The 24,605-nt window shown below is 70.2% G+C and carries 24 protein-coding genes; 22 read left to right on the top strand and 2 right to left on the bottom strand.

The features are described from left to right. Positions 1–36: 36 nt before the first annotated feature. Genes ACFFIA_RS28350 through ACFFIA_RS28340 form a run of 3 tightly spaced genes read left to right on the top strand, consistent with a single transcriptional unit; the run spans position 37 to position 3,083 of the window. On the top strand, positions 37–1,797 hold the full coding sequence (locus ACFFIA_RS28350; protein ID WP_446686984.1) for an acyl-CoA dehydrogenase family protein: 1,761 nt from the start codon (positions 37–39) through the stop codon (positions 1,795–1,797). Between the two features lie 33 nt (positions 1,798–1,830). Next, positions 1,831–2,247 carry a nuclear transport factor 2 family protein gene (locus ACFFIA_RS28345; protein WP_377256186.1) on the top strand — a complete coding sequence of 139 codons (417 nt, stop codon included), beginning with the start codon at positions 1,831–1,833 and terminating at the stop codon, positions 2,245–2,247. Further along, entirely contained in the window at positions 2,244–3,083 is an 840-nt protein-coding gene (locus ACFFIA_RS28340) for an NmrA family NAD(P)-binding protein (RefSeq protein ID WP_377256183.1), read from the top strand. Before ACFFIA_RS28345 ends, ACFFIA_RS28340 begins: the two co-directional genes overlap by 4 nt. A gap of 46 nt (positions 3,084–3,129) precedes the next feature. Here ACFFIA_RS28340 and ACFFIA_RS28335 read toward each other — a convergent pair whose 3' ends face one another. Further along, positions 3,130–4,176, bottom strand: a complete 1,047-nt coding sequence (locus ACFFIA_RS28335; RefSeq protein ID WP_377256181.1) for an AraC family transcriptional regulator — start codon at positions 4,174–4,176, stop codon at positions 3,130–3,132. Positions 4,177–4,269: 93 nt separating this feature from the next. On the opposite strand from ACFFIA_RS28335, the gene ACFFIA_RS28330 reads away from it, so the two are divergent. From ACFFIA_RS28330 to ACFFIA_RS28300, 7 genes are all read left to right on the top strand, one after another. Next, positions 4,270–5,097, top strand: a complete 828-nt coding sequence (locus tag ACFFIA_RS28330; protein ID WP_377256178.1) for a MaoC/PaaZ C-terminal domain-containing protein — start codon at positions 4,270–4,272, stop codon at positions 5,095–5,097. 16 nt (positions 5,098–5,113) lie between these two features. Further along, positions 5,114–6,313, top strand: coding sequence for a lipid-transfer protein (locus ACFFIA_RS28325; RefSeq protein ID WP_377256175.1), 1,200 nt, complete (start codon positions 5,114–5,116; stop codon positions 6,311–6,313). Positions 6,314–6,454: 141 nt separating this feature from the next. Beyond that, on the top strand, positions 6,455–7,285 hold the full coding sequence (locus ACFFIA_RS28320; protein ID WP_377256172.1) for an SDR family NAD(P)-dependent oxidoreductase: 831 nt from the start codon (positions 6,455–6,457) through the stop codon (positions 7,283–7,285). 15 nt (positions 7,286–7,300) lie between these two features. After that, on the top strand, positions 7,301–8,461 hold the full coding sequence (locus tag ACFFIA_RS28315; RefSeq protein WP_377256169.1) for an acyl-CoA dehydrogenase family protein: 1,161 nt from the start codon (positions 7,301–7,303) through the stop codon (positions 8,459–8,461). Further along, a complete protein-coding gene (locus ACFFIA_RS28310; RefSeq protein WP_377256166.1) occupies positions 8,458–9,558 on the top strand; it encodes a CaiB/BaiF CoA transferase family protein in 1,101 nt (366 codons plus the stop codon). Before ACFFIA_RS28315 ends, ACFFIA_RS28310 begins: the two co-directional genes overlap by 4 nt. Next, positions 9,536–9,838 carry a CoA transferase gene (locus ACFFIA_RS28305; RefSeq protein WP_377256163.1) on the top strand — a complete coding sequence of 101 codons (303 nt, stop codon included), beginning with the start codon at positions 9,536–9,538 and terminating at the stop codon, positions 9,836–9,838. Before ACFFIA_RS28310 ends, ACFFIA_RS28305 begins: the two co-directional genes overlap by 23 nt. 80 nt (positions 9,839–9,918) lie before the next feature. Continuing rightward, complete coding sequence (locus ACFFIA_RS28300) at positions 9,919–10,980, top strand: MBL fold metallo-hydrolase (RefSeq protein ID WP_377256160.1); 1,062 nt, start codon at positions 9,919–9,921, stop codon at positions 10,978–10,980. 208 nt (positions 10,981–11,188) lie between these two features. Here ACFFIA_RS28300 and ACFFIA_RS28295 read toward each other — a convergent pair whose 3' ends face one another. After that, positions 11,189–11,791 (bottom strand): hypothetical protein, encoded by a 603-nt coding sequence (locus ACFFIA_RS28295; RefSeq protein WP_377256157.1) that lies wholly within the window; start codon positions 11,789–11,791, stop codon positions 11,189–11,191. Positions 11,792–12,250: 459 nt separating this feature from the next. Between ACFFIA_RS28295 and ACFFIA_RS28290 the strand changes: the two genes are divergently transcribed. The 12 genes from ACFFIA_RS28290 (at position 12,251) to ACFFIA_RS28235 (ending at position 24,431) form a co-directional block, all read left to right on the top strand. Then, positions 12,251–13,171, top strand: a complete 921-nt coding sequence (locus ACFFIA_RS28290) for an ABC transporter substrate-binding protein (protein ID WP_377256154.1) — start codon at positions 12,251–12,253, stop codon at positions 13,169–13,171. Further along, a complete protein-coding gene (locus ACFFIA_RS28285) occupies positions 13,168–14,055 on the top strand; it encodes an ABC transporter permease (protein ID WP_377256151.1) in 888 nt (295 codons plus the stop codon). The genes ACFFIA_RS28290 and ACFFIA_RS28285 overlap by 4 nt, the downstream gene beginning before the upstream one ends. After that, positions 14,052–14,843: an ABC transporter permease gene (locus ACFFIA_RS28280; protein ID WP_377256148.1), complete on the top strand. Its 792-nt coding sequence runs from the start codon at positions 14,052–14,054 to the stop codon at positions 14,841–14,843. The genes ACFFIA_RS28285 and ACFFIA_RS28280 overlap by 4 nt, the downstream gene beginning before the upstream one ends. Continuing rightward, positions 14,840–15,967, top strand: coding sequence for an ABC transporter ATP-binding protein (locus ACFFIA_RS28275; protein WP_377256145.1), 1,128 nt, complete (start codon positions 14,840–14,842; stop codon positions 15,965–15,967). Before ACFFIA_RS28280 ends, ACFFIA_RS28275 begins: the two co-directional genes overlap by 4 nt. 43 nt (positions 15,968–16,010) lie before the next feature. Further along, entirely contained in the window at positions 16,011–17,189 is a 1,179-nt protein-coding gene (locus ACFFIA_RS28270; RefSeq protein WP_377256141.1) for an amidohydrolase family protein, read from the top strand. Continuing rightward, a complete protein-coding gene (locus ACFFIA_RS28265; RefSeq protein WP_377256138.1) occupies positions 17,186–18,214 on the top strand; it encodes an ornithine cyclodeaminase family protein in 1,029 nt (342 codons plus the stop codon). Before ACFFIA_RS28270 ends, ACFFIA_RS28265 begins: the two co-directional genes overlap by 4 nt. A 49-nt stretch (positions 18,215–18,263) precedes the next feature. Next, positions 18,264–19,130 (top strand): GntR family transcriptional regulator, encoded by an 867-nt coding sequence (locus tag ACFFIA_RS28260; RefSeq protein ID WP_377256136.1) that lies wholly within the window; start codon positions 18,264–18,266, stop codon positions 19,128–19,130. Position 19,131: 1 nt separating this feature from the next. Further along, positions 19,132–20,598 carry an FGGY family carbohydrate kinase gene (locus ACFFIA_RS28255; RefSeq protein ID WP_377256133.1) on the top strand — a complete coding sequence of 489 codons (1,467 nt, stop codon included), beginning with the start codon at positions 19,132–19,134 and terminating at the stop codon, positions 20,596–20,598. After that, on the top strand, positions 20,595–22,076 hold the full coding sequence (locus tag ACFFIA_RS28250; protein WP_377256130.1) for an NAD(P)/FAD-dependent oxidoreductase: 1,482 nt from the start codon (positions 20,595–20,597) through the stop codon (positions 22,074–22,076). Before ACFFIA_RS28255 ends, ACFFIA_RS28250 begins: the two co-directional genes overlap by 4 nt. Continuing rightward, positions 22,073–23,356: an NAD(P)/FAD-dependent oxidoreductase gene (locus ACFFIA_RS28245; protein WP_377256127.1), complete on the top strand. Its 1,284-nt coding sequence runs from the start codon at positions 22,073–22,075 to the stop codon at positions 23,354–23,356. Before ACFFIA_RS28250 ends, ACFFIA_RS28245 begins: the two co-directional genes overlap by 4 nt. A gap of 56 nt (positions 23,357–23,412) precedes the next feature. Continuing rightward, positions 23,413–23,913 carry an aminotransferase class V-fold PLP-dependent enzyme gene (locus tag ACFFIA_RS28240; RefSeq protein WP_377256125.1) on the top strand — a complete coding sequence of 167 codons (501 nt, stop codon included), beginning with the start codon at positions 23,413–23,415 and terminating at the stop codon, positions 23,911–23,913. 188 nt (positions 23,914–24,101) lie between these two features. Beyond that, positions 24,102–24,431: a nuclear transport factor 2 family protein gene (locus ACFFIA_RS28235; RefSeq protein ID WP_377256123.1), complete on the top strand. Its 330-nt coding sequence runs from the start codon at positions 24,102–24,104 to the stop codon at positions 24,429–24,431. Positions 24,432–24,605 lie beyond the last annotated feature (174 nt).

Here is a 24,605-nt window from a genome sequence, read left to right as displayed (position 1 = left end):
ACCTCTCACCTTCTTTCAAGGCGCGACCTGGACTTCATGCTGTACGAGTGGCTCCACGTCGTGGACCTCACCACCAGGTCACGCTTCCAGGAGCACTCAGCCGAGACTTTTTCCGCGGTACTCGACCTCAGTGAACAGCTCGCGGTGAGAAAGTTCGCTCCGCACAACCGCGAGGGCGACCTGCGCGAACCGGTCGTCGGTTCGGAGGGTCGGGTGGAGTTGATCCCGGCGGTGCGTGAGGCGATCGACGCCTACATCGCCGCCGGACTCCAGGCCGCGAGCTTCGACCACGCGTACGGCGGTATGCGGCTACCGGTCACCGTGCAGAAGGCGTCGTCCCTGTGGTTCACTGCCGCGAACGCCTCGACGACGGGATACCTCTTCCTCGCGTCGGCCGCGGCTAACCTGCTGGTCGCGCACGCCGACGCCGACATGGTCGACCGCTACGCCCGACCGATGATCGAGGGGCGCTTCTTCGGCACGATGTGCCTGTCCGAGCCGGAAGCCGGATCCTCACTCGCCGACATCACCACACGAGCCAAACTCCAGGACGACGGCACCTACCGGGTGCGTGGCACCAAGATGTGGATTTCCGCCGGCGATCACGAACTCGGCGAAAACATCATCCACCTCGTTCTCGCCCGTACCGGCGGCACCGGCAGCGGCATCAAGGGCATCTCGCTGTTCGCCGTCCCGAAGTACCTGGTCGAGTCCGACGGCTCGATTGGAGAACGCAACGACGTCGTCCTCCTCGGGCTCAACCACAAGATGGGCAACCGAGGCACCACCAACACTGTGCTTGGCTTCGGAGACGGCACCCATCGACCGCGCGGCGAAGCCGGAGCCGTCGGCTATCTGATCGGCGCCGAGGGCAACGGCCTCGCCTGCATGTTCCACATGATGAACGAGGCGCGTATCGCCGTCGGCTCCGGGGCAGTTTCGCTCGGGTACACCGGCTACCTCAAGTCGTTGGCATACGCGAAGACCCGTCTCCAGGGCAGGCGAGCGGGCGAGCAGAATCCCTCCTCACCGCGGGTCCCCATCATCGAACACGCGGACGTCCGCCGGATGCTGCTCGCGCAGAAGTCCTATGTAGAAGGATCCCTTGCCCTCATCCTGTACTGCGCGCGCCTTGTCGACGAACAGGCAAGCGCACCCGACGAGGCTGAACGTGACCGAGCACGGATGCTGCTCGACGTCCTGACCCCGATCGCGAAGTCATTCCCCGCCCAGTGGTGCCTGGCCGCCAACGACCTGGCCATCCAGGTTCACGGGGGGTACGGATACACGCGCGACTTCGACGTCGAGCAGCACTATCGAGACAACCGACTGAACCAGATCCACGAGGGCACCCACGGCGTCCAGGGACTCGACCTGCTCGGCCGAAAGGTGCGGGTGAACGGCGGCAGGGCATTCCGGATGCTGATCGACAGCATGAGGCAGACAGCGTTGTCCGCGCGGGGGAGGGATGGAGAGCCAGCCGTGCTCGCGGAGCTGCTCGAGCGTCGAATCGACCGGCTGGTCGTGACGACGGAGACGCTTTCGCGATCCGCGGATCGCGAGGCCGCGATGGCCAACTCGTCGGTGTACCTGGAGGCAATGGGCCACGTGGTCATCGCGTGGCTATGGCTCGAGCAGGTGGTTGTCGCTGCCGGCAAGGTCGATGACTTCTACAACGGCAAGAGAGCGGCGGCCCGGTACTTCTTCCACTACGAGCTACCGCGGACCGACCACCAGTTCGACCTCTTGTGCCGGTGCGACCGCACGACCCTGGACCTCGATCCCGAATGGCTCTGAAGTGCGTATCAGCAATATATCGAAGGGCTTGCCATGAACGCTGACCGACCGACTACCCCCACAGAGATCTTCCGTTCGGCCCTCGCGTCGCTGCGGAGCGGCGATGTCACAGGGTGGGTCGACCTGTGCGCCGAGGACGTCGTGTTCGAGTTTCCCTATGCCCCCGCCGGGCGGCCGCAGCGACTGGAAGGCAAGAAAGCGGTCGCGTCCTACCTCAGCGTCCTGCCAGGGAGCATCGAGGTGACCAAGGAGCCGCAGGTGACGGTCCACCAGACGGTCGACCCGAACAAGGCCATCATCGAGATGCAGATCGAGGGTCGGGTGACCGCGACGGGGGCGCCTTACGACCAGTCCTATGTGGTCGTGCTGACCGTCGCGGACGGTCTGATCACCCTGTACCGTGACTACTGGAACCCCTTGGTCGTGATCGACATGGAGCCGTCGGCATGACCGCCAGCCCGACGATCCTGGTGACCGGCAGCACGGGTAACACCGGCCGGCCCCTGGTCACCAAGTTGCTCGCGCGCGGCGTCTCGGTGCGGGCCGCTTCCCGTCATCCGACCCCTGAGGCTGCGGATGGAGTCCGGTTCGACTGGTACGACCCAGCGACGTTCGACGGCGTGCTGGCCGGCGTCGACGCCGCCTACCTCGTCCCTCCACCACTGGACCCGGACCCGCAAGTCGCGATGGCGCCGTTCCTCGCCACGGCGCGGCAGGCGGGGGTCTCTCGTATGGTCCTGCTCGGCTCATCCGCCGTCGAGTCCGGGGGACCGGCCGTGGGACAGGTTGCGCAACTCGTCTCGCAGATGTTCGAGGAGTGGGTTGTTCTCCGGCCCTCGTGGTTCATGCAGAACTTCGTCAGCGGCCACCACCACGCCGAGAGCGCCCGCACCATGGGCAAGATCGTCACAGCGACAGGTCAAGGGCGTGTCGCCTTCATCGACGTCGAGGACATCGCTGAGGTTGCGGCACACGCGCTCGTCGCGCACGAACCCCTCCAGGGAGACCTGATCCTGACCGGGCCCGAGGCGCTCAGCTACGCCGACGTCGCCGCAACACTCACCGAGGTCCTCGCGCGGCCAGTTCGACACGATCCGGTCACCACTGGGGAACTTGAGCAGATGCTCGCGCAGCACATACCCGAGCCCGCCGCGGCTATGTTGGCATCGATCGACCAGCTGTTAGCACTCGGCATCGAGGACCGCACGACCGATACCGTCGAGCGCGTCACGGGCAGACCTCCACGGAGCCTGAAGGAGACACTGCGCGTAAGCCTCACCGGCTGACCCGCGCAGCCCTGGCACCGACAGCCCCTGACCTGCGGGCCGCAGGTCAGGGGCGAGCCGTCTTGGGCGCAATCGCGCAGAGCATGGTCTCTTCCGCCCGGCGCGAGGTGCGGAATTCGGCCGGGGAGCGGCCGGTCCAGCGGCGAAACGCGCGGCGGAAGGCGCTCGCCTCGGAGAAGCCCAGGCGGGTGGCGAGGCTCTCCACGGACTCGTCGCCGCGGCGCAGGCTTGCGACGGCGGCGTCGCGGAGGATTTCCTGTTTGATCTGTCCGACCGAGGTGCCGTGCTGGCGCAGCAGGCGGCGCAGGTGCTGGGTGCTGACGTTCAGCCGGGTGGCGATCTCGTCGGAGGTCGGCCAGTGCCCGCGCAGGCCCTGCTCGAGGATCCGGCGGACGTGGTCGGCGACGGTCACGCCGTAGTCCCGCGTCGCGAACCACACGCGCGGCTGGTCGTTGAGGTAGTTGGCGAGCTCCTGCTCGTCGCGCACTACCGGCGTGCGCAGCAGCGCGGCGTCGAATGCGAGCGCCAGCCGGTCGGCGCCGGGCGTCGGGGTCACGCCGAACACGGTCTCGTACTGGGCGGCGTAGTCCGGTGCGGGCCACGGCAGCTCCACCGAACGCAGCGGGATGCGGCGGCCGCCCAGCCAGCCGAGCACCCGGTGGATCAGCGTCAGCAGCAGCTCGGCGACGAGGTGGTCCGGGTCGTCCAGCCTGCTCGTGTCGATCTCGATGCGGCACAGCGCGCCATCGATTTCGACCGACAGCGGCGTCAGGCCGGGCAGCACGTGGCTGGCGCTGGCGAGCCGTTTCAGGCCCTCGCGGAGGTCGGCGACGTGGATCACCGAGCGCATGACGAGCTGGAACGAGCCCAGCGGTGCCGGCGGGCCGAGCCCGAACAGCTCGTCGCCGGTGAGGATCCACAAATCCTGGGTCAACTCCGCCGCCTGCGCGACGGTCACCGGCACCACGCCGCCGCGCACGGCGTCGGCCGGGATCCCGGTGCGGCGCAGCAGCAGCGCGGGGTCGAGCCCGCGCCGCTCGGCGATGCGCAGCAGGCGCTGCACAACGATGCGGGGCAGTGGAGAGGCGGCCACGCCGCCAACGCTAGCCGCTGATGCGCGCTACGGTCACGGATTCCGCTAGTGGCGGTACTCCTCGCCGCGCCGGCCAGTTTCTAGGTTCGTGGTGTGTTCACCATCGAGCAGCTTGGCTCCTGGAGCAAGACCGTCGAGTTCGCCGTCACCCGCGACCGAATCGCGGCCTACGCGGCGGCGACGAACGATCCGACCCCGACGCACGCCGACGGTACCGTCGCGCCCCCGGTCTTCGCCGTCGTGCCCGGGTTTGGGGTGATGGCCGAGGCCACGCTGGGCGTGGCGCCGCCCGAGGCGGCATCGCGGATCCTGCACGGCCAGCACGACATCCACATCACCCGGCCGATTGTCCCTGGCGACCTGCTGCGGTGCCGGGCACAGGTCATCGGCGTGCACGCCCGCAGCTCCGGCGTCGTCGTCACGACCCTGCTGGAGACGACCGGCGGCGACGGCGACCCGGTCAACGAGCAGTACTTCACCGGTTTCTTCCGCGGCGCGACCCACTCCGGCGATGCCGGCCGCACGGCCCCGGAACACCGCGCCGACCCGCAGGCGTCCGCCGGCGCCCCGGACCTGACCATTATCCAGGAGATCGACGCGGACCAGCCGCGGCGGTACGCGGAGGCGTCCGGCGACTTCATGCCCATCCACCTCGACGACGCCTTCGCCCGCAAGGCCGGCCTGCCCGGCGTCATCGTCCACGGCCTGTGCACGATGGCGTTCACCTCGCACGCGCTCGCCGGCGCCGGCGATCCGGCCCGGCTGCGGCGCCTGGCGGTGCGGTTCAGCGCCCCCGCCTTCCCCGGCCACGCGATCACCACGAACGCGTGGCGCACCGGGAAGCACCGCTACTGCTTCGAGACCGTCGCCGACGGCGGCACGCAGGTCATCAAGGACGGCTTGGCGGAGTACACCGCCTGAAACCCTGGAGGCAACGATGAGCAGCAAGGTGTACGTCATCGGCGTCGGCATGACCAAATTCGAGAAGCCGGGCCGTCGGGAGGGCTGGGACTACCCGGACATGGCGCGCGAGGCCGGCACCGCGGCGCTGCATGACGCCGGGATCGCCTACGACACAGTGCAGGAGGTGTACGCCGGATACGTCTACGGCGACTCCACCAGCGGCCAGCGCGCCGTGTACGAGCTCGGCCTGACCGGCGTCCCCGTCGTCAACGTCAACAACAACTGTTCCACCGGCTCCACCGCGCTGTGGCTCGCCGCCCGCGCGGTGCGCGGCGCCGCCGACTGCGTGCTGGCGATCGGCTTCGAGAAGATGGCGCCCGGCTCGCTGTCGGAGACCTACGCCGACCGCGCCCTGCCACTGGGCCGGCACATCCGCGAGCTGGAGCGGCTGCGCGGCCCCGGCCGCCCGATGGCGCCGTGGATGTTCGCCGAGGCCGGCCGCGAGCACATGGAGCGTTACGGTACGACCGCCGAGCAGTTCGCCCGGATCGCGGTGAAGAACCACCGGCACTCGGTCAACAACCCCTACGCCCAGTTCCAGCGCGAGTTCTCCCTCGACGAGGTGCTCGCCTCGCCCGGGATCGTCGCGCCACTCACCCGCCTGCAGTGCTCACCCACCTCGGACGGCTCCGCGGCCGCGGTACTCGCCAGTGAGTCCTTTGTGGACCGGCACGGCCTCGCCGGGCGGGCGGTCGAGATCGTGGGCCAGGCGATGGTCACCGACTTCGAAGACACCTTCGACGGCACCGCGGCCGCGCTGGTCGGCGCACACATGAGCCGCGCCGCCGCGCGGGCGGTCTACGAGCAGGCCGGCCTCGGGCCGCAGGACCTCAGCGTCATCGAGCTGCACGACTGCTTCGCCACCAACGAACTTCTCACCTACGAGGCGCTGGGCCTGTGCGGCGAAGGCGAGGGCGGCAAGCTCGTCGACGCCGGCGACACCACGTACGGCGGCCGCTGGGTGGTGAACCCGTCCGGCGGGCTTATCTCCAAGGGCCACCCGCTCGGCGCCACCGGGCTCGCCCAGTGCGCCGAGCTCACCTGGCAGCTGCGGGGCACCGCCGGAGCGCGGCAGGTACCGGCCGCCGCCGAACACACCGGCGTGGCCCTCGCCCACAACATCGGCCTCGGCGGCGCCGCGGTCGTGACCGCCTACCGTCCCGCCGACCGCTGAACTCGACGCCTGGAGGAAGTCACTGATCACCACCATGCGCTCGTCCGAGGCGGTCAGGACACGCTCGCCACACTCGACGAGCTGGTCCGCCGATGCCGGACCCGCGCTCACCATCGCACATCAGAGAGAGGGCACCACGACATGGGCAAGCTGAACGGACGCGTCGCGTTGGTCACCGGCGGCGGGCGCGGGATCGGCCGGGAGATCGTAGGCAAGTTGGCGGCGGACGGCGCCAGCGTCGTCGTCAACGACCTCGACCTCGAGCCCGCGGCACAGACGGTCGCTGACGTCACGGCGGCCGGCGGTACTGCCATCGCCTGCCCCGGCAACGTCACTGAGGCGGGCTTCGCGGAGCGTTTCGTCGGCACCGCTGTCGAGCACTTCGGCGGTGTCGACGTCATCGTCAACAACGCCGGCTACACCTGGGACTCAGTTGTGCAGAAGATGACCGACGAGCAGTGGGACGCGATCCTCGACGTGCACCTCAAGGCGCCGTTCCGGATCCTGCGTGCCGCCCAGCCGGTCATCGCCGACGCGGTCAAGCGCGCCCGGGCGGCCGGCGAACCAGTGCCGTGCCGCAAGGTCGTCAACATCTCGTCTGTGGCCGGGCTGAGCGGCAACGTCGGCCAGGCCAACTACGCCGCCGCGAAGGCGGGAATCACCGGGCTCACGAAGACCCTCGCGAAGGAGTGGGGGCGATACAACGTCACCGTCAACACCGTCGCATTCGGCTTCATCACGACCAGGCTCACCGAGACGGCGGCTGGAGAAGGCGGCACCATCGCCGTCGACGGCCGCGAAATCAAGGTCGGCGTGAACCCGCAGCTGCTCGCTGCCATGGAGCAGACGATCCCGCTCGGTCGCGCCGGTACGCCGGCCGAGGCCGCCGGCGCGGTCTACCTGTTCTGCCTGCCCGAGTCCGACTACGTCAGTGCTCAGACCGTCGTGTGCAGCGGCGGGCTGACGATCTGAAGGGAGGTCGCCGCGATGCGCCGGGTGCTGTACGAGCCGGACCACGAGACGTACCGCGACAGCGTCCAGACGTTCCTGCGCAAGGAGGTGGTGCCGAACTACGCCGAATGGGAACGTGCGGGCATCGTCCCGCGGACACTGTTCACGACCGCCGCGGACCTCGGACTGTTCGCCGCCGTCCCTTCCGAATACGGCGGGGACGGTGTCGATGACTTCCGGTACAACGCCGTTGTGCTGGAGGAGTCGGCGAAGGCGGCGGTCTGGCCGGCGATGGCCGGACCGTCGCTGCAGGCGGACATCGTACTGCCGTACCTGCTGAGGCTCACCACCGCCGAACAGCGCCGGCGCTGGCTGCCCGGCGTCGCCGCGGGAACGACCATCACCGCGCTGGCCATGACCGAGCCCGGCACCGGGTCCGACCTGGCAGGCATCCGCACCTCGGCCGTCCGTGACGGCGACCGGTACGTGGTCAACGGGGCGAAGACGTTCATCACCAACGGCATCAACGCGGACCTCGTCGTCGCCGCGGTGCGCACCGGCGAGCACCCGCACCGGGGCCTGAGCCTGCTCGTCATCGAGCGCGGCATGCCGGGCTTCGAGCGCGGCCGCAACCTCGACAAGGTCGGCCACCATGCGCAGGACACCGCCGAGCTGTCCTTTGCCGACGTTCGCGTGCCGGTCGCCAATCTGCTCGGCGAGGAAGGGTCCGCGTTCGCCAGCCTCACCGGCAACCTGGTGCGGGAGCGGGTGTCCATCGCGGTGTCGGCGGTCGCGCAGGCGAGCGCGGTGCTGGACTGGACCGTCGAATATGTGCGGCAGCGGCGGGCGTTCGGCGCGCCGATCGGCGCGCTGCAGCACACCCGGTTCCGGCTCGCCGAGATCGCGACCGAGATCGAGCTGGCGCAGCACTTCGTGGACCGGTGCGTGCTGGAGCTCAACGCTGGCACGCTCAGCGCCGTGGACGCGGCGAAGGCGAAGTGGTGGACCACCGAGATGCAGGGCCGGGTCGTGGACGCGTGCGTGCAGCTGCACGGCGGCTACGGGTACATGCTCGAGTACCCGATCGCGCGGGCGTTCGTGGACTCGCGAATCAGCCGGATCTATGCCGGCAGCACCGAGATCATGAAGGAGATCATCGGCCGTTCGCTGGATCTCGCCGGGACGGGCCCGCGGTGACCGGCCCGTTGGACGGAATCGCGGTGGTCGAGCTGTCCGGCATCGGGCCGTGCCCGTTCGCCGGCATGATCCTCGCGGAGATGGGCGCCGACGTGATCCGCGTAGACCGGCCCGGCGGCAACGTCCTCACCCCGCGCGCACCGGGGGCGGACCTGCTGGGCCGGGGCAAGCGCGCGGTCGAGCTCGACCTGAAGACCGCCGAGGGACGGGAGCGGCTGGCCGCCCTGTGCGACGGCGCGGACGTCCTCATCGAGGGTTTCCGGCCCGGGGTCGCCGAGCGGCTCGGCCTGGCGCCGGAGGCGCTGTGGGAGCGCAATCCGCGGCTGGTGTACGGCCGGATGACCGGCTGGGGGCAGAGCGGCCCGGCCGCGCACACCGCCGGCCACGACATCGCCTATCTCGCGCCGACCGGCGCGCTGCACGCGATCGGCCCGGCCGGCGGCCCGCCGCAGATTCCGCTCAACCTCGTCGGCGACCTGGGCGGCGGCGCGACCTACCTGGTCATGGGCGTGCTCGCCGCGCTGCTGGAGGCCCGCCGCACCGGGCGCGGCCAGGTCGTCGACGCGGCGATCGTGGACGGCACGGTGCACCTGCTCGGCATCGTGCACAGCCTGCTGGCCGACGGCCGCTGGCGCGACGAGCGCGGCGCGAACCTGCTCGACGGCGGCGCCCCGTTCTACGCCGTCTACGAGACCGCCGACGGCCGACACATGGCCGTCGGGGCGATCGAGCCGCAGTTCTTCGCCGAACTCGTCCGGGTCCTCGGCGTCGACGCCGACCCGGCCGACCAGCGTGACGAGGCCCGCTGGCCGGCCCTGCGCGCGAGGCTCGCCGCCGCGTTCGCCGCCCGCACGCAGGACGAGTGGACAGCGGCGTTCGACGGCACGGACGCCTGCGTCGCCCCGGTCCTGTCGCTGCGTGAGGCGGCCGGCCACCCGCACCTGGCCGCCCGGCGGTCGTTGGTGGAGGTCGATGGGGTGCTCCAGGCCATGCCCGCCCCGCGCTTCTCCCGCCATCCGCGCGAGCGCCCGGCGGGCTCACCTCGGCCCCTGGGTGAGTCCCCGGATCCACCGCGTGGCGCCGCTCGACGCGCTTGAAACGGACCTGGCCGAGGCGTTCAAGCGGAAGACCCAGGCTGAGTGGGCGGAGATCTTCGACGGCACGGACGGGTGCGTGGCACCCATCCTGCCTTTCAGCGAGGCGGTACGGCATCCGCACATCGCGGCTCGCGGCGTGTTCGCCGAGCACGAGGGCCGGGTACAGCCGGCGCCACGCTTTTCGCGGACGGAAGCGACGTTGTCGAAGGGGCCTTCGGCTCCGGGACAGGACACCAGAGTGGCGCTGGGGGCATGGGGTATCGGAACGTCGACGAGTTGATCGCGTCGGGTGCGGCGCATGAGGCGAATCGGTAGGCGCAGTGGTGTGATTCACTTGGACGGGGCTATGCGGTGCACGGCATGATCGTAAATGTGGACGATCACCAGGATTGGACCGAGCCAGGGGCATATTCTCTGGCTGAAGGGGTACACCGGATTCCGCTACCGCTTCCCATGGACGGACTCAAGGCGGTCAACGTCTATGTGATAGAGACCGAAAGTGGTCTAACGCTCATCGACGGCGGTTGGGCTGTGGAGACATCTCGCAAACAGCTTGAGGACTCACTGCGTAAGATCGGCCACCATCCGCGAGACATCACCTCGTTCCTCGTCACTCACGTCCACAGAGACCACTACACCCAGGCTGTCGCCATCCGCTCGGAATTCCGGACGGCGGCGGTGAGTCTCGGCCGTGGTGAGCAGCCCGCGCTCAAGCTCATCCAGAATCCTGACCGTGCCGATCGCTCCACAGAGTCGCAGCTGCGCCGGGCCGGTGCCGACGAGTTGGCAGAGCGGTGGCGGGCCGCGAGCGAAGGGGCCGAGCGGGATCTTTCACATTGGACGATGCCCGACCAATGGCTCGACGACGATCAGCGGATTCAGGTCGGCACGCGCACACTGGAGGCTGTGGCGACACCGGGACATACCCAAGGGCATTTCGTTTTCGTCGATCGTGAGGCGGGGTTGCTGTTCGCTGGCGACCACGTGCTGCCCACCATCACGCCGTCGATCGGATTCGAGCCGGTCCAGGCGGAGCTGCCGCTCGGCGACTTCCTGCACTCGCTGCTGCGTATCCGCGACCTGCCGGACCTGCGGCTCGCGCCCGCTCACGGCGCTGCCGACCGCCGCTCGCACGAGCGGGTGGACGAGTTGCTCGCGCACCACTATCACCGCTTGGAACTCTGCCTAGCCGCGGTCTCATCCTTCGGAACGACCGCTCTGGACGTCGCCCGCGCTGTGACCTGGACCCGGCGTGAGCGGCATTTCGACGAGCTTGACGGGTTCAACGCGGCGCTCGCTACTCTTGAGACCAAAGCACACCTCGACCTACTCGTCGCCCGCGGCAGACTCACCATGGATGCCAGCGAAGTCACGACGGTCTACCGGCCAGTCTCGCCGCCCGCCGCGGCCGAACAACGATAGGCCGACTAAGTGGTGCGTCAGGTTGGCGAAGCCGGCCGACGCATTGGCATTCATCAGATGACTACTCGGTGAGATCCTTCTCGACGGGGAGACGATCCCGTCGCAAACTGCGGCTGCGCGACCGCAGTTCCCCCGAACTCCCACGAATGCGATAGTTGTCAGCGTTGAAGCAAGTCGGCTCTGATGCAGACTTGATGATCGACGGGCGCTAATGAGCGACGGCTGTGGCGGCGTTGTGCTGTCGTAGTTCCTGCACGAGTGCGTCGATGTGGTCTTGCGGGAGTTTGAGGACCTGGCGCGCCTGGTAGCGGCCGTGGGCAAGTTGCTCGGTGTGGAAGTCTTCGCGCAGGTCGTCCAGGTTGAGATCGGTGAGATGCCCGAGGTGGGTGACCAGTCCGGCGGTGAACCAGCGAGCGGCCTGTTGCGCGTAGCCGTGTTCGGCGAGGGCTTCGCCGATGACGCTGAACACGTCCGGGTCCTCTGGATGGAGCCGGCGTGCTTCGGTGATCATGGCCATGGCTTCGTCGTGGCGGTGCCGGTCGAGCAGGAACGAGGCGTAGGCGGCCTGCGGGGCGCCGGGTTCGGCGTCTTCGATGGGCAGTGCCTGCCGGAACATCTGTTCGGCCAGGTCGTGGTCGCCGAGGATGGCGTAGTACTCCCCGGCCTGGCACAGGCTCGCGGCTTGTTCGGCGCAGTCGTGGCCGGCGTGGGCGTTTGACAGGGCGTCGGCGTGGGCACGGCGTTCGGCGTCGGTGAACGGGACGAAGTCTTCGTCGCCGGGCCGGGAGTCGTTGCGGTGCCTGCGTGCCATGCCACCACCCTAACCACGGCTCCCGTTCGCGGGCGGTAACGCCGCAGTGGGATCGGTTGGCGTGCAGCATCCGCTTGGGCAGCAGGTGGAAGCGAGCGCGGCCGAACATCTGTCGTTTCAGCATCTTAAAAGTTGCATGGAATCACGCGATGGCGCGTACCCGTTCCCTAAGTGCATATTTGTTAGCTTTAGTCCTCGATGTCGGATTGATGTAACGCTTCCATTTCGAGTGTTGCGGCGACTCCTGCCATGATCTAAGTTCTGGTCCAACCAAAAAGGTGCGTACCAATCGTGATCCTGAGGGTGGTTCAGATGGTGGCGAGAGTTCCGATCGACAGACGCTCTTTTCTCGCGGCGGTGACGGGGGCGGCGGGTTTGGCGGCCCTGTCGGCCTGTTCGTCCGGCTCGGGTGGTGGGTCCGGCTCGAGTGGCCGGCTTTCCGCATCCCAGTGGGGCGGTGTGTGGGACAAGGCGCTCGCCGAGCTGACCCCCACGTTCAACGAGCGGTACGGGGCGAACCTGGTCAACACGGTGGACGGGCAGAACGGCCTCACGAAGATCCAGCAGGCACCGAAGGCGTACGACCTGGCCTGGCTGACGGCGGACAAGGCGGCCGTCGGCCTCAAGAACGGCACGCTGCAACCGATCGACACGGCCCGCGTCGCAGCCCACTCGAACATCTACCCGAGCCTGCTCAACGGCTTTACCCAGGACGGCAAGCTGCCCGGCGTGCCGGTTAGCTGGGGCGCCCAGGCGATCCTTTACCGCAAGGACAAGGTGCCGTTCGAGATCACCAAGTGGGCGGACCTGTGGCGCCCCGAGCTGCGCGGCCAGGTGGCGATCGGCGCGATGCCGAGCGTCGCCGGTGTGTGGGCGCTGATGGCCGGCGCGCAGGCGTTCGGCTCTGGCATCGATGACTTCGACGCCGGCTGGATGGCCCTTGAGCAGCTCAAGCCGAATGTGCAGTACCAGTACACGCTCAGCTCCGATCCGGTGAACAAGCTCGCGGACGGAAGCCTGCTGGCCACGATCACCTTCGCTGACCTCGGTGTACCGCTGGCGAGCCGGAACGTCGCTGTGGTCATCCCGGACGAGGGGGCGCCGTGGAGCTCGCAGCCGATCACCATCCCGGCCGAGTCCGGCAACGTCGACAAGGTCTACGAGTTCATCAACTTCATGCTCGAGGCCGAGCAGCAGGAGGCGTGGACCAGGACCACTCAGGTGGCGCCGGCCAACTCCGGGATCACCCTCTCCTCGGATGTGCAGTCGAAGCTGCTGGAGGGGCCGGAGGTGGCGGCCAGGATGTGGGAGATCGACTGGCTCACCATCGGTGAGAACGTGACCGACTGGACCAAGAAGTGGCAGGAAACGTTCGCGTGACCGCCGCGCTGGAACGGGGAACCCGCCCGCCGGTCACCGTCACCGACGGTGGTGGCCGGCGGCGGGCGAACCGGCGCGTCTGGCTGCTGGTGCTGCCGCTGGTCGGCTTCGTGGTCCTGCTCTTCGTGCTGCCCTTCGTCGCGGTGGCGCGCAGCGGCTTCGGCGAGATGACCGCTGGGCAGGTCAGCGGCTTCAGCGTCGAGAACTACGCGACATTCCTGGGTAGCTCGCTGTACCTCAAGGCGCTGCTCAACACGCTGATCATCGGCGCCGCCACGGTCGTGCTCGCCGCGCTGGCCGGCCTGCCCTACGCGTACCTGCTGCGCACCAAACCGCGCCTGCGCACCTTCGCGATCTTCGCACTCTTCGCGCCGCTGCTGGTCAACGGCGTGGTCCGGGTGTACGGCGTGCAGCTTCTGGTCCGTGCCGTCAACCGCGGGCTGGCGGCGCTCGGCATCCCTGAACTTCCGGTGCTGTACAGCATGTACGGCATCGTCATCGGGATGGTCCTGTTCATGTTCCCGCAGATGACCATCGCGATCTACGCCAGCCTCGACCGCATGGACGACCGCCTGGCCGAGGCCGCCCGCACGCTCGGCGCCGGCCGCTGGCAGATCATCCGGCACGTGGTGCTGCCGCACGCCCGGCCCGGGCTGGTCGCCGGCGGCGTACTCACCTTCGCCGCCGCCGCCGGTTCCTACCTCGGGCCGGCGATGCTCGGCGGCGGGAAGGTCGTGACCATGCCGACCCTCATCTACAGCTCCTTCTCCGCCACCGGGGACTGGTCCTTCGGCGCCGCTGTGGCCACCATCCTGACCGTCGTGTTGCTGCCGATCATGGCGTACTCGATGGTCCGTTCGATGCGGGCGGAGCGTGACGGATGAAGACCCGGTCCTTCTCGATCTACCTGCTGGTCGCCGCGTCGTTCCTGCTCGCGCCCCTGGCCGTCGTGGTCATGACCGCCTTCAACGCCGGTGACTTCGCGGTGTTCCCGCCCGAGGGCTGGTCGCTGCGGTGGATCACGGCTGTGCCGTCCAATCGGGCGTTCATGGACGCGCTGCTGCTCAGCGTGCAGATCGCCCTGGTCACCACCGTGCTGACCCTCGCCGTCGCGCTGCCCGCCGGGTACGCGCTGGCCCGCCGCCGGTTCCGCGGCCGGCGACTGGTCGAGATCGGCGGTCTGGGACCGCTGGCGGTACCCGAGATCGTCGTCGGATTGAGCATTTTCGTCTTCTACGCCGGCTTCCTGCGGCTCGAGTCCGGGGTCGGCATGCTGATCCTCGGCCACGCTGTGGTGGGCATCCCGATCGCGCTGCAGGTGTTGATCGCCACCTTCGCCAGCCTCGGCAACGACCTGGAAGAGGCGGCGGTCACGCTCGGCGCGTCGCCGCTGAAGGTGTTTCGCCGGGTGACGTTGCCGCTGGTCTGGCCGGGAGCCGTGGGCGCCGCGCTGCTGGTGTTCATCTTCTCGTTCGACAACATCAGCATCTCGCTCTTTCTGACCAGCCCGGGACGCGTGACGCTGCCCGTGCAGATGTACCAGTACCTCGACTACCGGGCCGACCCGTCGGTCGCCGCGATGTCCGGCTGCCTGGTCGCCGTCGGGCTGGTGATTTTCCTGCTCGCCAACAAGCTCGGCGCGTTGCGCCACATGGCCGGAGGGAAGGCATGACCGTGACGGACGCATCGGCCGCGAGTACCACCACGCGCACCGGCGGCTACCTGAGCATCCGGCAGATCACCAGCCGGTACGCCGGCGGTGGCGGAGTCACCGACGTGTCGCTGGAGGTGGCCCGCGGCGAGATGCTGGTGCTGCTCGGCCCCAGCGGCTGCGGCAAGACCACGCTGCTGCGCGCCATCGCCGGCCTGGCCCGGCCGGACCAGGGACGGATCTGGTTGAACGGCGCCGACGTCACCGACGTACCGGCAGCCAAGCGGCATGTGGGCATGGTTTTCCAGACCTGGGCGCTGTTCCCACACCTGAGCGTCGCGGAGAACGTCGCGTTCGGGCTGAAGATGCGGGGCGTGCCCAAACCCGACGTCGCCCCCCGGGTGGCCCAGGCGCTGGAGATGGTACGCCTCGGTGACTTCGCCGGCCGCTACCCGCGCCAGCTCAGCGGCGGCCAGCAGCAGCGGGTGGCGCTCGCCCGAGCGTTCGTCACCGAGCCCGCCCTGCTGCTGCTCGACGAGCCGCTCAGCGCGCTGGACCGGCGCATCCGCATGCAGCTTCGCACCGAACTGCGGCAGCTACAGCGCGAACTCGGGCTCACCGGCGTCTTCGTCACCCACGACCACGGCGAGGCGCTCGCGCTCGGCGACCGGGTCGCGGTGATGGACACCGGCCGCATCGTCGAGGTGGGCACACCACGGGAGATCTTCACACGGCCGCGGCACCGATACACGGCCAGCTTCCTGGACGTCGGCAACATCATTGACGTGTCCCTTGTGGACGACGCCGGCGACCGCGCGGTGCTGCGTACCGCCTTCGGATCGCAGGTGGAGACCGCCGTACCGGAGGGCGCCCGCGCCGCGGACGTGGCCGCGGTCTGCCTGGCTCCCGGGGCGGTCGGGATCACCCCGGTGGTGGAAGCGACCGCGACCGGCGCCGACGAGACAATGCCCGGTCGGATCGTCTCCCTGGAGTACGAGCAGGCCACCCTGCTCTGCGGCGTGCGGCTGGACGGCATCGACGAACAGGTGCACAGCGCGCAGCCGGTGCACCGCGACGACCTGCGCCTCGGCCAGCAGGTGCGGGTCAGCTTCGACTGGTCGAGCAGCTTCGCGGTGCTGGGTTGAGGCGCCCAGTGGATTTCCAATGAGGACTGAGCGAGGAGGACGCATGTACGACGTGTTGGTCACCGGTGGCGAACTGCTCGACCCGGCCACCGGTGCCCGCGAGCGGCGCGCCGTCGCCGTCCTGGACGGTGCGGTCGCCAGCCTCGACGCCGATCCCGCGGCGCCGAGCCGGCGGGTGCTGGACGTCTCCGGCGCGCTGGTCCTACCAGGGCTGGTCGACCTGCACACCCACGTGTACGGCGGGGCGTCGCCGCTCGGCTTCGACCCGTGGCGCTACAGCTTCCGCGACGGCGTGACCACGGTCGTGGACGCCGGTACCGCTGGCGCCTACACGTTCGACGGGCTGAAACGAACCAGCCAGGCACTGCGCCCGGGGCACGTCTTCGCGTTCGTCAACCTGGCCACCATCGGCGTCACCCACAACGAAGCCGGCGAGCTGCGGGACCTGGCGTACGTGGACCGGGACGCGCTGGTCGACGTGATCACCGCGAACCCGGACCTGGTCGTCGGGATCAAGCTGCGGATGTCCAACTGGGTGGTCGACAACGACCCGGAGGTGGCCCGGCGCGCGCTCGCCCTCGCCCTCGAGGTCGGTACCGCCACCGGCTGCCGGCTCATGGTGCACATCTCCGACCCGCCGATCCCGATCGCGGACATCCTCGGCGCGCTGCGGGCCGGGGACGTGGTCACGCACGTCTTCTCCGGCTCCGGGGAGACGATCCTCTCCTCCGAGCAGACCTGGGCGGCGACGGTCGCCGCCCGCGAGCGGGGCGTGCTGTTCGACATCGGCTGCGGGCGCGGCGGGCTCGACTTCGACGTGGCGCGCACGGCGATGGCCCGCGGCTTCCTGCCCGACACCATCTCCAGCGACCTGACCGCGGTCACCGCAGACGGGCCGGTCTTCGGCCTGACCAACGTCATGTCGAAACTGCTGGCACTCGGCATGCCGCTGGAGCGGGTGATCCAGGCGGTCACCGTCAACCCGGCGGCGATCCTCGGCCGTCCGGAGCTCGGCCGTCTGCGCGAGGGTGGCGAGGCGGACATCGCCGTGCTGGGGCTGGAGCGCGGACACTTCGTCTTCCAGAACCTGCGCTTCATCGAGAAGACCGTGCAGGAGATGGTCGGCGACCAGCACCTGCGGGCCCTGGTCACGCTCGTCGGCGGCGAGCCGCTGGTCGGTTCCGCGGCGCTGCGGGTGGCCGGTGCGGGGGAGCCGGCGTGACCGGGGCGGACACCCTGCGGATGCGGGTCTTGGCGCAGGAGGACGTCATCCGGTGCGGCGCGACCGATCCCGCCGCCGTCCTCGCCGCGGTCCGCGAGGCGTTCCTGCTCAAGGCGGCCGGTGCGGCGATCGAGCCGGCGCCGGCGACGGTCGGTCTGGACGCGGCGCCCGGCCAACGGATGGTCGCCCACGCCGGCTGGCTGGGCGGCCCGACGCCGGTCGGCGGGGTGAAGTGGATCTGCGCCAACGGCGACAACCCGCGGCTGCGGGGCATACCCCGGGCCAACGCGCTGGTCATCCTCTCCGACCCGGAGACCGGTCTGCCCCGGGCGGTGGTCGAAGGCACGGTGATCAGCGCGATGCGGACCGCCGGCGCCACCGCGCTGGCAGCCACCGTGCTGGCGCGCCCGCGGAGCACCCGGCTGGCGGTCATCGGCGCCGGGGTGGCCAACCGCAGCCAGCTCGCGCTGCTGCGGCACGTGCTGCCCAAGCTGCGCGAGGTCCGGCTGTACGACATCGACGCCGCCCGCGCGCGCCAGTGGGCGGCCGACGAGGGCGCCCGGCACCAGGTCGAGATCACCCCGGTCACGTCGGCGTACCAGGCGGTGCGCGACGCCGACGTGGTCGTCTGCGCCACCGCCGACTCGGTCACCGGTTACGTCGAGCCCGACTGGCTGGCACCGGGCGTGTTCGTCGCCGGCGTGTCGCACAACGACCTCACGGACGCGGCCGTGCTCGCCGCCGACCGCCTGGTTACCACCGACGCGGAAGGCACCAGCACCGCCGTCACCCGGATCGGCCGGCTCTGCGGCGACGGCCGGCTCGAACGATCCGCGGTCGACGACCTCGGCGCCGTGGTCAGCGGCGCGGTCTCCGGCCGCCGCGAGCCGGATGACCGTATCGTCTTCGATGCCTGGGGGCTGGGCATCCTCGACCTCGCCGTGGCCGACATGGTGCTGCGCCACGCCGAAGACCGCGACGCCGGACAAGCCGTACCCGTGCGCGGCGCCCCCCACTGGCGATAGTGGACGGAAACGGCATGACTGCCGAGGCGTGTGACAAGGAGCAGGATTCGTGACGAGGCAGGGCGAGGAGCCGCTGGAACAGCCGGCCCGCGGGGTGCGCTTGGTGGCGCAGACCACCAACCACGAGGTGGCGGACTTTCGCATCTTCCGGGACGGCACCACCACCCAGCGCGGCAGCCGTCCCGCGGGCACCTACATCCAAGTGGCGGGGGAGCTGGCCGGGCTGATCCAATCCGGACAGTTGGCTCCGGGGACCCAGTTTCCACCGGAGCGCGAGCTGAGCCAGCAGCTCGGGATGAGCCGCACCACCGTACGGCAGGTGCTGGCCCGGCTGGAAGACTGGAACCTGATCACTCGCGAGGTGGGGCGCGGCACCTTCGTCAGCCGTCCCAAGTGGGAACACAGCCTCTCCGTGCTCGGCGGCTTCCACGAGCAGATGGCGGCCCAGGGCGTACAGCCGACCTCGCGGCTGCTTTCCGGTACGCGCGGCGACGCCGACCCGGCCACCGCGCAGCTGCTCGGCATCGACGTGGCGGACCCGGTGTTCAAGATCGTCCGCCTGCGGCTCGCGCAGGGTGACCCGGTCGCGCTGGAAAACTCGATCATCCCGGTCGACGTCGTACCGGACCTGTTCGACCACGACCTCACCACCGAGTCGATCTACGGCGTCATGGGCGCGCGCGGCGCCCGCCCGGTACGCGCCGCCCAGCGGCTGGAGCCGGTGCCCGCTCGCACCGAAGAGGCCGAACTGCTCGACGTCGACCCAGGCACCCCGTTGATGCTCATCCGTCGCACCGCCTGGGACGCGGCCGGCCGGGTCGTCGAGCACGCCGTCGACTACTACCGCGGCGACCGCACCAGCTTCGTCAGCGAGGTGCGGATCGCCGGCGACTTCCTCGAACGCGAGGCGCGTTGAGATGACCCGGCACATCCTCGCCATCGACCAGGGTACGTCTGGGACGAAGGCCCTCGTCCTGACGGAAGGGGAGGGGATCGCCGCCTCCGGCGAGGCGTCGGTCCGCCCCCGCTACGGCACCGGCGGCCTGGTCGAGCAGGATCCGGCCGAGCTGCTGGAGTCCGTACTGCGCGCCGGCCGGGCCGCGGTGGCCGCCGCCGGCCGTGCCGTCGACGCGGTCGGGCTGGCCAACCAGGGCGAGAGCGTACTGGCTTGGGACCGCCGCGACGGCCGCCCGCTCGGACCCGTGGTCGTGTGGCAGGACCGGCGCGCCAGCACGGTCACCGACCGCCTCGACGGCGCGGCCGACCGGATCCGGCAGGTGACCGGGCTGCCCTGGGACGCGTACTTCGCCGCCCCCAAGATGCGCTGGCTCCGCGACCACCTCGGACTCTCCGGAAACCAGCACGCCACCGTCACCACCACCGACACCTGGCTGGTCCACCAGCTCACCGGCGCGTACGTGACCGACGCGAGCACCGCCTCCCGCACCATGCTGCTGGACCTGGCGAGCACCGACTGGTCGGCCGAGGCGGTACGGCTTTTCGGCCTGGACGGCCTGCCCCTGCCAGCGGTCGTCGACAGCGCCGGCCCAGTCGGGCAGACCAGCGCGTTCGGCACCGCCGCACCGGTCACCGGGCTGGCCGTCGACCAGCAGGCGGCGCTGCTGGGCCAGGGCTGTGTGGCCGCCGGCGACGCCAAGTGCACGTACGGCACGGGAGCGTTCCTGCTGGCCGGCACCGGCACCGCCGCGCCGCTGTCCCGCGCCGGGCTCGCCACCTCGGTCGCCTGGCGGATCGGCGGCGCGGCGGCGTACTGCCTGGACGGACAGGTCTTCACGGTCGGTTCGGCGGTGCGGTGGCTGGCCGACCTCGGGGTCATCGCCGGCGCCGACGACCTGGACAAGCTCGGCGCGACGGTGCCGGACTCAGGCGGCGTGACGTTCGTGCCGGCGCTGGCCGGCCTCGGCGCACCGTGGTGGCGAGGTACGGCCCGCGGCGCGCTGCGCGGCCTGCACCTCGGCACCACCCCGGCGCACCTGGTCCGCGCGCTCGTCGACGGCATCGCCGCCGAGGTGGCCGAACTGGCCGCCGCGGTCGCCGCCGACCTGGGCCGGCCGCTGACCGGCCTGCGGGTCGACGGGGGCCTGACCCGCAGCGCGGTGCTCATGCAGACCCAGGCGGACCTGCTCCAGATGCCGGTCCAGGTCTCCGCCCGCCCCGACGCCACCGCCATCGGGGTCGGCACACTGGCGCTGGCCGGGCTGACCGGCCTGCTCAGCGCCGATGCGTTCGGCCGCCAGCGGCCAGCAACCGTCTACACCCCACAGATCGGCGCCGACGAGGCCGCGTCCCGGCGGGCGCGGTTCCGCGCGGCCGTCGACGCGCTCGGCGACGAGCCGCCGGCGAACGAGGAGGAGCAGCCATGACATCCGACGAGTACGACGTGGTCGTGGTCGGCGCCGGCGTGGTCGGCTGCGCCATCGCCCGCCAACTCGCCACCCGTCCGGTACGCGTGGCGCTGGTCGACGCGGCCGCCGACATCGGCTCGGTCACCTCCAAGGCGAACACCGCCATCCTGCACACCGGCTTCGACGCCACCCCGCGAACACTCGAATCGCGGCTGGTCGCCCGCGGATACCACCTGCTCAAGGCGTACGCCGAGCAGGTGGGCATCCCGCTGGAACCGGTCGGTGCCCTGCTGGTCGCCTGGGACGAGCAGCAGCGCGACGCCCTGCCCGGCCTGGCCGAGAAGGCCGCCCGCAACGGGTACGCACACGCCCGCCTCGTCGACCGCACGGAGTTGTACGAGCGGGAGCCGCACCTCGGCCCCGGCGCGCTGGCCGCACTGGAGATCCCCGACGAGAGCATCATCTGCCCGTGGACCACCTCGCTCGCCTTCGCCACGCAGGCCGTACTCGCCGGGGTCGAACTGCGCCTGGAGACCGAAGTGGGCGCGGCCGAACGCGGACCGGACGGCCGCCACACGCTGCGCACCAGCCGACGTGAGCTGCGCACAAGGTATCTCGTCAACGCCGCCGGGCTGCGCGGCGACGAACTGCACCGCGCGCTCGGCCACGACGGCTTCACGGTCACGCCCCGCCGCGGCGAGCTGATCGTCTTCGACAAGCTGGCCCGACCGCTGGTCAACCACATCCTGCTCCCGGTCCCCACCAGCCGCGGCAAAGGCATGCTGGTCGCGCCGACGGTGTACGGCAACGTGCTGCTCGGGCCGACCGCCGAGGACCTCACCGACAAGCGGAACACGTCCTCGTCCGAGGCCGGGCTGCGCGCGTTGCGCGAGGCGGGCCACCGGATCCTCCCCGAACTGCTGCACGAGGAGGTCACCACGGTGTACGCCGGGCTGCGCGCCGCCACCGAACACGGCGACTACCAGATCAGCTCCCACCCCGCGGAGCGGTACGTCTGCGTCGGCGGCATCCGCTCCACCGGCCTGACCGCGTCGATGGCGATCGCCGAACACGTCGCCGAGCTGCTCACCGACGCCGGCCTGCCCGCCGAACCCGCCCGGGACCTGCCCCCGGTGCGGATACCCACCATCGGCGAGGCGGCGCGGCGGCCCTACCAACGCCCCGAGCTGATCGGCACCGACCCCGAGTACGGCCAGCTGCTGTGCATGTGCGAGCGGGTCAGCCGGGGCGAAGTACGCGACGCGCTCACCGGCCCCGTACCGGCGCGGACCATCGACGGGCTGCGCCGACGCACCAGAGTGCTGATGGGACGCTGCCAGGGGTTCTATTGCGGCGCCGCGGTGCGCGACTGCTTCGCGCGGTGGCGGCAGACGCCGCCGGGCGGCGGGCGGCCGGGCACGCCGCATCCCAGGCCGGACCGTTCCCCTCTTGTCACCGGGGGAGCGGCCGCCACCGGGGCGGGGGAGCGTCCGTGACCGGCGTTGCCCGCCGGGAGGTCGACGTGATGGTGGTCGGCGCCGGGCCGTCCGGACTGTCGGCCGCCACCTGGCTGCGCCGCCTCGGCGTCGAACGGGTCGAGGTGATCGATCGTGAGGAACAGGTCGGCGGGATCCCACGGCACTCGTTCCACACCGGCTTCGGCATCCGCGACCTGCACCGAGTGCTGAGCGGACCGGCGTACGCCCGCCACCACGGCGAACTGGCCCGCCGTGCCGGTGCACGCCTGCGCACCGGCGTCGCGGCTACCGACTGGGCGGGACCGCTGACGCTGCGCACCACTAGCCGGGACGGGATCGAGGAGATCGCCGCGCGGGCGGTGGTGCTCGCCACCGGCGCCCGCGAACGGCCGCGCACCGCCCGGCTGGTCGCCGGCGCCCGCCCCGCCGGCGTCTACACCACCGGGGAGTTGCAGCAGTCGGTGTATCTGTACGGCCAGCACATCGGTGAGCGTGCCGTCGTCGTCGGCGCGGAGCACGTCAGCTACTCAGCCGTGATGACGCTGCACCACGCCAAGGTACGGGTCGCCGCGATGGTCACCGACCAGCCGCGACACCAGTCCTTCGCCGCCTTCGACGCCGCCGCCCGGTTGCGCTACCGCTTCCCACTGATAGCCGGCCACCAGGTCGCGGAGATTCTCGGCAACAACCGGGTGAGCGGGGTACGGCTGCGCGGCCCCGACGGCGGCGAACGGACCGTCCACTGTGACACCATCGTGTTCACCGGCGACTGGGTCCCCGACCACGAACTGTCCCGGCTGCGCGGACTGCAAATCGACCCGGGCAGTGCCAGCCCGAGCGTCGACACCGCACTGCGTACGTCGGCCACTGGCGTCTTCGCCGCGGGCAACCTGATCCACCCAGTCCAGACCGCCGACATCGCCGCGCTCTCCGGTCGGGCCGTGGCGGCATCGGTGTCCCGGTACCTCGCCGGAGACGCGCCAGACCCGGGACACATCGCGGTCGTCGCCGGAGCACCGTTGCTTTGGGCGTCACCTCATCGCGTCGACGCAGCGGTGCCACCGCCGCTGCGCAGATTCGTACTCTGGTCAGGCGCGTTCGTCCCTCGGCCCGTCATCACAATTAGCCAGGACGGCCGCGAACTGTGGCGCCGGCGGCTGCGCCGCACCCTCGTACCCAACCAGCCCTACCGACTCCCCGCCGACTGGCTTTCCTCAGTACACGCCAGCGCCGGCCCCATCCGGATCGACATCGCCGGCAGCGACCTGGTCGCGAATGGAGGTGGTGACCGTGAATAGACCGTGGAGCGTACTTCGGCCAGGAGGTGGTCGCCGGCGGTGGCCAGCGCACCCCGATGACAACGGACGACAGGTTGAACATACTGTCCGAGAGGATGTCGGACACGTCGACGTGTCGACAGGGACACGTGGGCGGTCATCATCACCACGCGGGCGCGCGGGCGCGCCGTAATGGGACATTAGGAGTTGAGCGAGTGGTAGCGGCTGAGGTGCCCGCTGCGGTGCCGGTGAGTCTTTTCGGCGCGGAGCATGAGCGGGTGGGCATCGTCTCGGTCGCCCCGCCCGGCCATGATGTCGCCGAGGACGCGCAGCGGCTCGCGCTCGAGCATGGTGTCGGGGTGCGGGCGGAGCAGTTCTGCGCGCATCCGCTGGCTCGCCGCCTTACCGGCTCCGTGGCGCCGGGCGGTGACGACCGCGGTGCCGGGCCGGCGGCGTTGCTGCGGATCAGCTTCTGTCTCGGCACCGTCGCTGAGGACATCGACCGGGTCGTCGAGCAACTTCACCTCGCTGCCCTCGGCGACGGCCTGTCCGTGGCTGGTAGTGCGTTGGCAGCTTGACGCCGCCAGTGTCGCGCATGACGTACTGGGAAGAGGGTCGTCGTCCGGGGGACGCGGCGATCAGGTCGGCGGCGGTGTCTAGCAGCGCGAGCGTGTGCCGTCAACTGTGTGCTCCGGCATTCCCTGACGAGATCGTGAACAGCGGCGGTACCTTTACGTGTATCGACGCCACTGGCAGGAGGTTCAGCATGACAGCCGTGAAAATTCCCGAACCCGTCGCATCGTTCATCGACGCGGTCAACCGCCACGACGAGGACATGTTTCTTGATGCGTTCACGGCAGACGGCGTGGTCGATGACTGGGGCCGCACCTTCACGGGGCGCGATGCGATGAAGCGGTGGAGCGACAAGGAGTTCATCGGTGCGAAGGGCACACTGACCGTCGAGGAGGTTGCCGTCCGAGGTGACGAGATCGCGGTTGTGGGCGACTGGCGCAGCAACTATGCGAACGGGCGCTCGATGTTCGTCTTCGTTGTCGATGGCGACAAGCTCGCCTCGATGGCGATCCGCGAAGGCTGAGCCCATCCGTCGATGCGCGCCGCGACCGCCCGCCCGTTCGGACACGATCGTTCCGAAGGGGCTGTGGTCGTGTTTCGCAGCGTGTGGTGGGGATGGAAAACACCCGGACACTGCTGCTCTTGCTGAGCATCGTGCTCGGCGCCGCCGCCCTGCCTCTGGCGTCGCTTCCCGTCA

The organism is Phytohabitans kaempferiae (assembly GCF_042433955.1).
Classification (GTDB): domain Bacteria; phylum Actinomycetota; class Actinomycetes; order Mycobacteriales; family Micromonosporaceae; genus Phytohabitans; species Phytohabitans kaempferiae.
This window is presented reverse-complemented; position numbering and strand designations above follow the sequence as displayed.